The 12368-nt window shown below is 66.6% G+C and carries 10 protein-coding genes; 7 read left to right on the top strand and 3 right to left on the bottom strand.

From position 1 onward, the window contains the following. Window positions 1–2 precede the first annotated feature (2 nt). The 3 genes from phaC to WKW82_RS13900 are packed head-to-tail and all read left to right on the top strand — an operon-like array spanning window position 3 to window position 4036. Entirely contained in the window at window positions 3–1109 is a 1107-nt protein-coding gene (gene phaC, locus WKW82_RS13910; protein WP_340342890.1) for a class III poly(R)-hydroxyalkanoic acid synthase subunit PhaC, read from the top strand. A 3-nt stretch (window positions 1110–1112) separates the two neighbouring features. Then, window positions 1113–2084: an alpha/beta fold hydrolase gene (locus WKW82_RS13905; RefSeq protein WP_340342889.1), complete on the top strand. Its 972-nt coding sequence runs from the start codon at window positions 1113–1115 to the stop codon at window positions 2082–2084. Continuing rightward, a complete protein-coding gene (locus WKW82_RS13900; protein WP_340342888.1) occupies window positions 2081–4036 on the top strand; it encodes an acyl CoA:acetate/3-ketoacid CoA transferase in 1956 nt (651 codons plus the stop codon). Before WKW82_RS13905 ends, WKW82_RS13900 begins: the two co-directional genes overlap by 4 nt. A gap of 37 nt (window positions 4037–4073) precedes the next feature. Here WKW82_RS13900 and WKW82_RS13895 read toward each other — a convergent pair whose 3' ends face one another. Next, complete coding sequence (locus WKW82_RS13895) at window positions 4074–5072, bottom strand: LacI family DNA-binding transcriptional regulator (RefSeq protein ID WP_340342887.1); 999 nt, start codon at window positions 5070–5072, stop codon at window positions 4074–4076. Then, window positions 5069–6052 (bottom strand): LacI family DNA-binding transcriptional regulator, encoded by a 984-nt coding sequence (locus WKW82_RS13890; RefSeq protein ID WP_340342886.1) that lies wholly within the window; start codon window positions 6050–6052, stop codon window positions 5069–5071. Before WKW82_RS13890 ends, WKW82_RS13895 begins: the two co-directional genes overlap by 4 nt. 200 nt (window positions 6053–6252) lie before the next feature. On the opposite strand from WKW82_RS13890, the gene WKW82_RS13885 reads away from it, so the two are divergent. From WKW82_RS13885 to WKW82_RS13870, 4 genes are all read left to right on the top strand, one after another. Beyond that, the gene (locus WKW82_RS13885; RefSeq protein WP_340342885.1) at window positions 6253–7425 is read left to right on the top strand and encodes a UxaA family hydrolase; all 1173 of its coding nucleotides are present in this window, start codon (window positions 6253–6255) and stop codon (window positions 7423–7425) included. Between the two features lie 20 nt (window positions 7426–7445). Next, entirely contained in the window at window positions 7446–9047 is a 1602-nt protein-coding gene (locus tag WKW82_RS13880; protein WP_340342884.1) for a UxaA family hydrolase, read from the top strand. A 124-nt stretch (window positions 9048–9171) separates the two neighbouring features. Continuing rightward, window positions 9172–10143, top strand: coding sequence for a Bug family tripartite tricarboxylate transporter substrate binding protein (locus tag WKW82_RS13875; protein WP_340342883.1), 972 nt, complete (start codon window positions 9172–9174; stop codon window positions 10141–10143). 31 nt (window positions 10144–10174) lie between these two features. Continuing rightward, complete coding sequence (locus WKW82_RS13870; RefSeq protein WP_422823474.1) at window positions 10175–11371, top strand: L-talarate/galactarate dehydratase; 1197 nt, start codon at window positions 10175–10177, stop codon at window positions 11369–11371. 73 nt (window positions 11372–11444) lie between these two features. Here the strand turns inward: WKW82_RS13870 and WKW82_RS13865 are convergent, their stop codons facing one another. Continuing rightward, entirely contained in the window at window positions 11445–12359 is a 915-nt protein-coding gene (locus WKW82_RS13865) for a hydroxymethylglutaryl-CoA lyase (protein WP_340342882.1), read from the bottom strand. Between the last annotated feature and the right edge of the window lie 9 nt (window positions 12360–12368).

Below are 12368 nucleotides of genomic sequence, written 5' to 3'. Positions count from 1 at the left end.
CCATGCCAACCCTCAAGAAATCCCCCGCCGCCGCAGCGCTCGCCGAGTTCAGCGACTTCAACCTCAAGATGGCGCGCGGCCAGATGCTGCTCGGCAAGATCAAGGACGAGCACGTCGAGATCGCCACCGCGGACAAGGAAGTGGTCTTCCGCGAAGACAAGACCACGCTCTACCGCTACAAGCCCACGGCCAAACGCACGCTCGGCATCCCGGTGCTGGTGGCCTACGGACAGGTCGGCCGCTACACCATGACGGACCTGCAGGAAGACCGCTCGATGCTGCGCAACCTGCTCGCGCTCGGCGTCGATGTCTATGCCGTCGACTGGGGCAGCCCCACGCGCAGCGACCGCTGGCTCAGTTTCGAGGACTATGTCGACGTCTACCTGAACGACTGCATCGAGTTCATCTGCCGCGAGCACGACATCCCGGCGATCAATCTGCTGGGCATCTGCGAAGGCGGCGTGTTCTCGCTGTGCTATGCGGCGCTCTACCCGGACCGCGTCAAGAATCTGATCCTCACGATCACGCCGGTCGACTTCCACCAGGACCAGGCCGAGGGCCGCGTGAACCACGGCCTGCTGAACATGTGGGCGCGCGGCCTGAGCGCAGAAGATGTCGATGCGCTCATCGAGGCCAACGGCAACCTGCCGGGTGAGTTGATGAGCCATGTCTTCTCGCAGATGACACCGGCCGCGACGCTCTCCAAGTACAACGTGGGACTGCTCGACACCTTCGATGACGAGAAGAAGCTGCTGAACTTCCTGCGCATGGAGAAGTGGCTGGCCGACCGGCCGCACCATCCCGGCGAGGCGGCCAAGCAGTTGCTGGTGAACCTCTACAAGAACAACGAGCTGATCCGCGGCGAGTTCGAACTGGGCGGGCGCAAGGTCGACCTGGCCGACATCCGCGTACCGGTGCTGAACGTCTTCGCCAAGGACGATCACATCATTCCGCCGAAGACCACGCAGGCGCTGCGGGGCGCTGTCGGCAGCCAGGACTATTCGGAGATCGGCCTGGATGGCGGCCACGTCGGCGTGTTCGTCAGCGGCAAGTCGCAAGGGGTGCTCGGCAAGGGCATCTTCGACTGGCTCCAGAAGCGCGATCGGTAGCCGGTGGCCAGACGTCAAGGCAATACGACGGAACCTCGGCTGAAGGAGGTCTCGGTCATTGGTCACGGCGGGTTCCGCAGGCTCGCGTATGCCGAGTGGGGCCCCGAGAAGGCCGAACGTACCGTGCTATGCGTGCACGGGGTTTCTCGCACGGGCAGGGACTTCGACGTGCTGGCGTCCGCACTGGCCGCAGAAGGCGTCAGGGTCGTTGCACCCGACCTCCCCGGACGCGGACGCAGTGAGTGGCTGGCCAAGCCGGCGCACTACACGGACCGGGCCTACACCGGCGCGTTGTCCACGCTCATCGCGCGGCTCGATGTCGAGTCGGTGGACTGGATCGGTACGTCGCTCGGCGGCCACATCGGCATGCTGATGGCCTCCGAGGATCAGACGCCGATTCGCAAGCTGGTGCTCAACGACTTCGGTGCGCGCGTGTCCGCATCGGCGCTGCGGCGCATCGGGGCTTACCTGGGCAAGCGCTGGCGCTTCGCATCCGTGGAGGACCTCGAGGCTCACCTGCGCGAGATCCACGAGCCCTTCGGCAACCTCACCGACGCGCAATGGCGTCACATGGCGCAGTACAGCGCGGCGCCGGATTCGGACGGGGGCGTCCGCTTCCATTTCGATCCGGCCATCGGCATGCGCTTCGGCATCCCGATCTACCTGGACGTGGTGCTGTGGCAGCTGTGGGACCGGATCGAATGCCCGGTGCTGATCCTGCGCGGCGAGGACTCCGACCTGCTGAGTGAAGCGACGACGCAAGCGATGCTCGATCGCGGCCCTGCCGCCAAGGCCGGCCAGGTGAGCGTCGTCGAAGTGCCGGAATGCGGGCACGCGCCGGCACTGATGGAAGCCAGCCAGATCGCGACCATCCAGGAGTTTCTGTTTCCGGGCAAGCCTCGTGTCGGTGGCCGGGCGCGCTCGTCCGCCGCGGCATCACGGGCGGGCCGTTCCACCTCTGCGAGCACACCATGAAGCAAGACAAGATCGTCACGGCCGAGGCGGCTGTCGCATTGATACGCGATGGGGATTCGGTGAGCTGCTCGGGCTTCGTCGGCATCGGGACGCCGGAAGCGCTGATCGAAGCGCTGGAGCGGCGCTTCGTCGACACGCAGGGTCCGCGCGATCTGACCCTGGTCTTTGCCGCGGCACCTGGCGATGCGAAGGAACGCGGCCTCAATCGGCTGGCGCACGCGGGCCTGGTCAAGCGCGCCATCGGCGGGCACTGGTCGCTCGTGCCCAAGCTCGCGAAGCTGGCGACCGACAACCTCATCGAGGCCTACAACCTGCCGCTGGGCGTCGTCTCGCACCTGTACCGCGACATCGCGGCGCACCGTGCGGGCAGCGTCAGCAAGGTCGGCATGGGCACTTTCGTCGATCCGCGCAATGGCGGCGGCAAGATCAACAGCAAGACCACCGAGGACCTGGTGCGGGTGATGGACATCGACGGCGAGGAGTGGCTGTTCTACAAGACCTTTCCGATCAACGTGGCGCTGATCCGCGGCACCACCGCGGATGCCTCCGGCAATGTCACGATGGAGCGCGAGGCGCTGGTGCTGGATGCGCAGGCCGCAGCGATGGCCGCACGCAATGCCAACGGGCTGGTCATCGCGCAGGTCGAGCGAATCGCCGCGACCGGGTCGCTGGACGCGCGCAGCGTCATCGTTCCCGGCGTGCTGGTCGACTGCGTGGTGGTGGCGCCGCAGGGCTCGCACGTGCAGACCTACGGCACCGACTACAGCGCAGCCTTCTCCGGCGAGATCCGGGTGCAGACCGACAAGATCGTGCCTGCACTCCTGGACGAACGAAAGCTCATTGCCCGGCGCTGCGCCTTCGAACTGCCGCTGGGTGGCGTGATCAACCTGGGCATCGGCGTGCCGGAAGTGGTCGCCGCCGTTGCAGCCGAGGAGCGCGTGCTCGACGACCTGACGCTCACGGCCGAGCCCGGCGTCATCGGCGGCATGCCGCAAGGCGGGCTGGACTTCGGCGCAGCGGTGAACGTGCAGGCCTTGTTGCATCAGAACCAGCAGTTCGATTTCTATGACGGCGGCGGGCTGGATCTCGCCTGCCTGGGCATGGCCGAGATCGACCAGGTCGGCAACGTCAACGTGAGCCGCTTCGGACCGCGCCTGGCAGGGGCGGGCGGCTTCATCAACATCAGCCAGAATGCGCGCCGCCTGGTGTTCGCCGGCACCTTCACCGCGGGTGGGCTGGAGGTGTCGATCCAGGACGGCAAGGTGCGCATCGATGTCGAAGGCAAGGTGCGCAAGTTCGTGAATGCGGTCGAACAGATCACCTTCAGCGGCGCACAAGCGGCCGCCAAGGGGCAGTCGGTGCACTACGTGACCGAGCGCTGCGTCTTCAGGCTGCAACCGGGAGGGCTGCAACTGATCGAAGTCGCACCCGGCATCGATGTCGAGCGCGACATCCTGGCGCACATGGCATTCCGGCCGCTGATGGACACCATCGCCACGATGGATGCGCGCATCTACCGGCCCAAATCGATGGGCCTGGCCGCGGTGCTGCAAGACCTGCAGCTCTCCGATCGCCTGAGCTACGACGCCGAGCGCAACACGCTCTTCGTCAACTTCGAGGGCATGGCCATCCACAGCATGGAAGACATCGAGAGCGTGCGCCGCGTGTTCGAGGCGCTGTGCAGCCAGATCGGGCGCAAGCTGAACGTGATCGTCAACTACGACGGCTTCAAGCTCGACGACAGGGTGGCCGAGGCCTACGAGGAGATGGTGGCTGCGCTGCGGGCGAAGTACTACAGCTCCGGCCGGCGCTACACCACCAGCGCCTTCCTGCGCGCCAAGTTGGGCTCGTCCTTGCAGTCGCGCCAGGCATCGGCGCGCGTGTTCGAATCGAAGGCTGATGCGGCCGAATTCGTTCGCAGCCGGCCCCAGCCTGTTCCGGTTGTCGCCTGACGAAACCCGGACCTGCCGGATCAGGTCCTGTCCGTCTTCACCCGCTCTCGCGAACGGCCAGGGTGAATCCCAGGTCATGGATGCGCGGCACTTCGTCCGGCTCGCGGCGCATGCGCCGGGCCAGCAATTGGCCAACCCGTTCGCCCAGCTCGCGCGATGCGATGCGCACGGTGGTAAGCGGCGGGACACAGGCGGCCGCCACCGGCAGGTCTGAAAACCCGACCACCGACAAGTCCCCGGGAACCGCGAGTCCCCGGCGCCTGCATTCGAGCAAGGCGCCCATCGCCAGCGTGTCGTTGCTGCAGAACACGGCTTGCAATCGAGGCTCGACCGTCAACAGTTGCGCCAGGCCGGCTGCACCGTCGTCGATGGACGTGGGCGGGGCGGCGGAATGCGTCGTCACTTCACCCGCTCCGGCCCGTGCGATGGCCGCGCGGTAGCCTTGCAGGCGCTTGCGCGCGCGATCCTCATCGGCGCCGAGGAAGCCGAAGCGTCGCCGGCCCTGTGCGAGCAAATGCACGGCCACGGCTTCGCCAGCCGCCTCGTTGGAGAAGCCCACCACCATGTCGATCGGGTCGTCGCACAGGTCCCAGCATTCCGCCGTCGGGATGCCGGCCTTTTGCAGCTTGGTGCGCACGCCCGCGGTGTGCGTCGTGCCCGTCAGCACCATGGCATCGACGCGGCGGCCGAGGAAGGCATCGACCAGCTTTTCCTCGGCATCGGCGTCGTAACCGGTCTGGCCGAGCAACAGTTGGTAGCCGGCCGCGCCCAGCACCTTCGAAAGCCCGTCCATCGTGTCGGCGAACCAGGCGTTCGACAGCGTGGGCACGATCGCGCCGACGATGCGCGAGCGGCTCGACGCGAGCGTGCCGGCGTTGAGGTTGGGGACATAGCCGAGCCGCGCGACCGCTTCCTGCACGACGGCGCGGGTGGCCGGTGCCACGCTGTCCGGGTCGCTCAGCACGCGGGACACGGTCACGCGTGCCACGCCGGCGGCCTTGGCGACGTCCGACATTAGCACTTTGGAAGGCTTCACGTGCTGGCCCGCGCCACGATCTCGAAGCCGATGTCGATCAGGTCGGCGCCGGTCGCTTGGCCGGAGAGCCGCGCCAGCAGCATCTGGCCTGCGCGCTCGCCCATCTCGGCGCGGCGGATGAGCACCGTGGACAGCCGTGGCGATGCAGCGCGTGCCACCGCCAGGTCGCCGAACCCAAGCACCGCGATGCGCCCCGGCACGGCCCAGCCGCGCTGCACGCATTCGAAGAGCACGCCTGCCGCGAGCAGGTCGTTGTTGCAGAACACCGCCGTGACATCGGGCCGCCGCGCGAGGATCTGCGCAAGCCGAGGACCGGCATCGTCGATGAGGGCCGGCGGACGGATCAGTTCCGACTGCACATCGTCGATGCCATGCGCAGCCGCGACCGTCCTGAAGCCTTCGAGCCGCAGCCGCGAGCGGTCTTCCTCGGCACCGATGAAGGCCAGCGCACGGTGTCCGCGATCGATCAGGTGCTGCGCCGCCGCCTTGCCGGCTTCCAGGTTGGAGAAGCCGACCAGCATGTCGATGGGCGCGTTGGGTGGCGTCGGCAGGTCCCAGGTCTGCACGACCGGCACGCCGGCGCGCTTGAGCTTGGCGCGCAGGGCGGGCGACTGGGCATTGCCCGTCAGCACGAGGCCATCGACGCGTCGGCCGAGGAAAGTGTCGACCAGCGTCGACTCGTCGCCGGGGCGATAGCCGCTCTGGCCCAGGAGCAACTGGTAGCCGCCATCGGCCAGGGTCTGCGCCAGGGCCTCGATGGTTTCGGAGAACACCAGGTTCGAAATGGTGGGCACGATCGCCGCGACGATGCGGGAGCGGTTCGACGCCAGGCTGCCGGCCGTGAGGTTGGGCACGTAGCCCAGCTGCTCAACGGCGGCGCGAACGGCGGCCAGCGTGTCGGGCGCGACCTTGTCGGGCTCGTTGATGGCGCGCGAGACGGTGACGAGCGAAACGCCCGCGACGCGGGCAACGTCGCTCATGCGCGCGCGTTCGGGAGCGGGGGAGGGAGGGGGAGTCTGCGGGCGGGTCAAGAGCAGGGTTATACCGCGACGCTTGCAACCATGGAAGCGCTTCCATACAATTGACGCTTCAGCATGAAGATGCGGCAGTTTTGAAGAGGGCGCGGACGCCCTTTTTCTTCGACATGCAATGGAAGCGCTTCCATAACAACGGAGTCACGATGCAAGAGATCACTTTCGAAGGCTTTGTCCGGCCCGATGGCCGGGTCGGCACCCGCAACCACATCGGCGTGTTCGTGGTCGGCAACTGCGGGGCCACGGCGGCGCGGCGCGTGGCCGACCACTTCAATGCGAAGCGCCTGGCCGCCTTTCCCAACGTGGACGAGGTGCTGCCTTTTGTGCATGAGATCGGCTGCGGCATGGAAGCCACCGGCGAGCCGATGAACCTGCTGCGCCGGACCATCGCGGGCACCATCCGCAACCCCAACATCGCAGGCGCCGTGGTGATCGCGCTGGGCTGCGAGCGCAACAACATCCGTGCGTTCTTCGAGCAGGAGCAACTCGTGCCAGGGCCGATGCTGCACATGCTGGTGATGCAGGAAATCGGCGGCACGGCCAACACGATCGAGGCGGGCATTGCAGCGGTCGAGGCGATGCTGCCCGAGGCGAACCGCTTCCGCCGCGAGTCCGTCTCCGTCGAGCATCTGGTGGTCGGCCTGCAATCGGCCGCCGCCGACGGTGACACGGCCATCTCGGCGAATCCGGCGCTGGGCGCGGCCATCGACCTGCTGGTGCGCCATGGCGGCACGGCGATCCTTTCCGGGACGAGCGAACTCGCGCCTGTCGCGCAACGCGTCACGGCGCGCGCCGCCAGTGCGGCAGTCGGTGCGCAACTGGAACAGCGCATCCAGTGGTGGAAGGGCTACACGGCGGGGCGCGACACTGGCATGACGCGGACGGCCCCCGCCGAGACCGAAGGGCTGCGCCGCGCCGGAACCTCGCCGCTCCAGGCCGTCTACGAATATGCCCACCCGGTCACGCAGCGCGGCCTGGTGTTCATGGACGCGCCGGCCTATGCCGCCGTCTCCGCCACCGGTCAGGTTGCCAGCGGCGCCACGATGGTTTGTCTCACGACCGGCAGCGGTTCCGGCTTCGGGGCCGCACCGGTGCCGACCGTCAAGCTGGCCAGCAGCTCGGCTGTATTCGCGCGCATGGAAGACGACCTGGACATCGATTGCGGCGGCGTGCTGGCTGGCGAGATCGGCGTGGCGCAGATGGGGCAACTGGTGTTCGAGCGGATGCTGGCGCATGCCTCGGGCGAGGCCACCAAGAGCGAAGAACTGGGCGTCGGCCGGGATGAATTCGTGCCGTGGCCCATCGGCGTGCTGGCCTGAACAACGAGGAGACAACCCACATGAGCACATCGACTCTCGGCGCAACCACTGCCGCCATCGTCCCGACCATCGCATCGACCGTGAAGCCTTCGGAGGCCGTCCAGCGCAACCCCTTCATCCGGCTCGATGCCAAGGACAACGTCGTCGTTGCCCGCATCGAGGTGCCCGCTGGCGTCGCCGTGCCGAGCGAAGGCGTGACGACGCTGCAACCCGTGCCCGCCGGCCACAAGCTCGCGGCGCGCTTCATCGCCAAGGGCGAGCCGGTGCTCAAGTACAACACCGTGATCGGCTTCGCGTCGGAAGACCTGCCGCCGGGCACCTGGATGCACAGCCACAACATCGCGTTCGGGGATCTGGTGAAGGACTATCGTCATGGCCTCGACTACGTGCCGACGAAGCTGCTGGTCTCAGACGAACGAGCGCGCTTCCAGGGCATCGTCCGCGCCGATGGCCGGGTCGCGACCCGCAACTACATCGGCGTATTCATCGTGAGCCACGGTGCGGCCACGGTGGCGCGGAAGATCGCCAGCTTCTTCGACGAAGACGAACTCGCCGCTTTCCCAAACATCGATGGCGTGGTGCCCTTTGTGCATGAGCAGGGCGCTGGCATGGAGCGCAGCGGCGAGCCGATGGAACTGCTGCGCCGGACCATCGGCGGATACATCCGTCATCCCAACACCGCAGGCGCATTGGTCATCGCGCTGGGCGAGGAGCACAACGGCCTCGACGACTTCCTCGCACACCAGAAGCTGGCAACGGGCCCGATGCTGCAGACCCTCGTCATCCAGCAGGCCGGCGGGACGAAGAAGGCCATAGCCGCCGGCATCGAGCAGGTGCGCAACATGCTCGCCGCCGCCAACGGCGTCCGGCGCGAGCCGGTATCGGCCGAGCACATCAGCATCGGGCTGCAATGCGGCGGTTCCGATGGCTTCTCCGGCCTGTCGGCCAACCCGGCCCTCGGCCGCGCGATGGAAATCCTCATCGAACATGGCGGTACGGCCATGCTCTCGGAAACGTCGGAGATCTTCGGTGTCGAGCACACGCTGACGGCGCGTGCCGTCACGCCGGAGGTCGGCAAGAAGCTGGTGGCCCGCATCGACTGGTGGCTGCGCTACAACGAGGGTCGCGACACACAGATCAACGGGCGCGTGAGTCCCGGCAACAATGCCGGTGGACTGGCCAACGTGCTGGAGAAATCGCTGGGCGGCGCGAAGAAGGGCGGCAACGCGCCGCTCATGGAGGTCTACGAATACGCAGAGCCGGTGACGCAACACGGCCTCGTCTTTATGGACACGCCGGGCTACGACCCGGTGTCGGCCACCGGCCAGATCGCAGGCAGGGCCAACCTGATCTGCTTCACGACCGGCCGCGGCTCCTGCTTCGGCTCGGTGCCCGCGCCCACGATCAAACTGGCGAGCAACACACCGATGTATGCGCGCATGACCAACGACATGGACATCAACTGCGGCGTGGTGATCGACGGCGAGGCCACCATCGACCAGATGGGCCGCGCCATCTTCGAACAGATCCTGCGCCATGCGTCCGGCGAGCAGACCAAGAGCGAAGCACTGGGCGTGGGACTCAATGAGTTCGTGCCCTGGCCCCTCGGCATCTCCGATTAGCGTGTTCGTCCCACTGGGCGGGACGCCGCAGCCGCCCTAGGGGACACCCTGCATGGCTCGCGCAAGACGATCCCGATTCAATGACCGCACACCCATCCACTCGCATCCAAGGAGACATCCCCTCATGAAAAAGCGCAACTTCCTCGCCGCCGCACTGGCCCTCGCGACCGCACTGCCGATGGCCGCGCAAGCCGACACGGACTACCCCAACAAGCCCGTGAAGATCATCGTGCCGTTCCCGGCCGGTGGGACGAGCGACATCATGGGCCGGCTCATCGCCGAAGGCCTCAGCAAGCAACTCAAGCAGCCCTTCGTGGTCGACAACAAGGGCGGGGCGGGTGGTGCGATCGGCACCGACCAGGCAGCGAAGGCGCCTGCGGATGGCTACACGCTGCTGCTCTCAGGCATCGGCAGCAACGCGATCATCCACGGCTTCACGCCCAAGCCGCCGTATGACTCGAACAAGGACTTCATCCACATCTCCGAGCTGGCTGCTGGCCCCAACGTGCTGGTGGTGAATCCCGAGTTCCCGGCCAAGACCTTCAAGGAATTCATCGCGTGGGTCAAGGCGAACCCCGGCAAGTTCAGCTACGGCCAGGTCAATGCCTCGTCGGGCCACGTCACCACCGAATACCTGAAGCAGGTGGCCGGCCTCGACATGGTCGGCATTCCTTACAAGGGCGGCGCGCCCGCACTCAACGACGTGGTGGCCAACCAGATCCCCGGCATGTTCACCAACCAGGACGTGGTGCAACCCTTCGTCAAGGCCGGCAAGCTGCGCGCGCTGGTCGTGACGAGCGAGAAGCGCAACCCGCTCTACCCCGACGTGCCGACCGTGGCCGAGTCCGGCTACCCGGGCTTCACCGCCGTGTCATGGACCGGCCTGTCCGCGCCCAAGGGCACGCCGAAGCCCATCGTCGACAAGCTCGAAGCGGCCATGGTCGCGGCCTTCAGCGACCCTGCCGTGCGCGCCAAGATGGAGGCCAACGGCTTCGTGGTGCTCGCGTCGAAGTCGCCGGACTTCACCAAGTTCGTCGCGGATGAAATCGCCCGCTGGTCCAAGGTCGTGCAGACCGCCGGCATCAAGCTCGACTGATCCTTTCCACCCTTCCAGAAAGTCCATCGCCATGGGTGCCGTTGAATCCAACATCGTTTCCTACGCCAAGATCGGCGCCGACGCGCGCACCGCCGCCGACACCGGCGACCGCATTGCGCACATCAAGCTGTCCCTGGTGTTCCTGCCGCTGGCCACGCCGGTCAGCGACGCCAAGGTGCTGACCGGTCGCCAAAAGCCGCTGACCGAGATCGCCTTCATCTTCGCGGAGATCGCGACGCGCGATGGCCACAGCGGCATCGGCTTCGGCTACTCGAAGCGCGCGGGCGGTCCGGGCATGTACGCGCATGCGAAGGAGCTTGCGCCGCACCTGATCGGCGAAGACCCCAACGACATCTCGCGCTTGTTCACCAAGCTGTTGTGGGCCGGTGCGAGCATGGGCCGCAGCGGCCTCACGACGCAGGCGATCGCCCCGTTCGACATCGCCTTGTGGGACCTGAAGGCCCGGCGTGCGAACCTGCCGCTGGCCAAGCTGCTCGGCGCAGAGCGCGATTCCGTGCAGTGCTACAACACCTCGGGCGGCTACCTGCACACGCCCCTGGACCAGGTGCTGAAGAACGTCGAGATCTCGCGCCAGAGCGGCATCGGCGGCATCAAGCTCAAGGTCGGCCAGCCGGACCTGGCCATCGACATCGAGCGCGTCGCCGCCGTGCGCAAGCAACTGGGCAACGCGTTCCCGCTGATGGTCGATGCCAACCAGCAATGGGACCGCCAGAAGGCCACGCGAGCCTGCCGCGCCTTCGAGGACTTCGACCTCACCTGGATCGAGGAGCCGCTGGACGCCTACGACTTCGAAGGTCATGCCCAACTCGCGGAGCGCTTCGACACGGCGATCGCCACCGGCGAGATGCTCACGAGCTTCGGCGAGCATGCGCAACTCATCATGGGCGAGGGCAGCGACTTCATCCAGCCCGATGCACCGCGCGTGGGCGGCATCACGCCCTTCCTGCAGATCATGTCGCTCGGCGCCTTCAAGGGCCGCAAGCTCGCGCCGCACTTCGCGATGGAGATCCACCTGCACCTGGCAGCGGCGTACCCGATCGAACCGTGGCTCGAACACTTCGAATGGCTGGGCCCGATGTTCAACGAGCAGATGCACCTGAAGGATGGGCGCATGCATGTGTCGGACCGGCCGGGGCTTGGCTTCAGCCTGAGCGAGCAGGCGCTGTCGTGGACGGCGGAGACGGAGGAGTTTGGCAAGAGGCCTTGAGCGGGCAAGTCGATTCGGTTCCATGTCGGATCACACAGGCCTCGGCGATGAAATGCGTTGCGGCCTGTTCCACTCATCGGGTATCCGCCTCCGCTGCATTGCCAGCCATCGCGCGCGCGACGCGTGACGAAGTTTCGCGGCCCAACGCAACGCAGATGAACGATCCCGCCTCGATCAGCTTCTTCAGGTCGATGCCGGTCTCGCAGTCGAGGCTTTGCAGCAGGTACACCACGTCTTCCGTGGCAACGTTGCCGGACGCGCCGACCGCGTAAGGGCAACCGCCCAGCCCCGACACCGAGCTGTCGAAGGTGCGCACACCCATGTCCAGCGAGGCAACGATGTTCGCCACCGCCAAGCCGTACGTGTCGTGGTAGTGGCCTGCGAGTTGTGCGACGGGAATTCGCTTCATGCACGCTTCAAGCATCAGGCGTGTCGACTTCGGATTGCCGCGCCCGATCGTGTCGCCAAGCGAGATCTCGGAGCAGCCCATGTCGCTCAGCATCATGGCGACGTCGACCACCTTGTCCGGGGCGATCGGGCCTTCGTAGGGGCAGCCGAGCACACACGATACATAGCCGCGCACGCGCAGCTTGTTCTCATGCGCCACCTCGACCACGGACCGGAAGCGCTCCAGGCTCTCGCGAATCGAGCAGTTGATATTGCGTTGAGAGAAGGATTCGGACGCCGCACCGAACACCGCAACCTCTTCGCACCCCGCAGCCATTGCCGCCTCCAGGCCTTTGAGGTTGGGCGCGAGCGCGCTGTAGTGCACACCCGGCGTGCGCGGCACGCGCTGCATCACTTCCGAGCTGCCCGCCATCTGCGGCACCCACCTGGGCGACACGAACGATGCGGCCTCGATGTGCGTGACGCCCGCAGCAACCAGCCGTTCGACCAAGCCGACCTTGGTGTCGACGTCGATCGGTTGCTTTTCGTTCTGAAGGCCATCACGCGGTCCGACTTCGACGATCTTGACGGCTTCGTTCATGTCACTTTC

This window comes from Variovorax rhizosphaerae, from assembly GCF_037889975.1.
GTDB lineage: Bacteria > Pseudomonadota > Gammaproteobacteria > Burkholderiales > Burkholderiaceae_C > Variovorax > Variovorax rhizosphaerae.
This window is presented reverse-complemented; position numbering and strand designations above follow the sequence as displayed.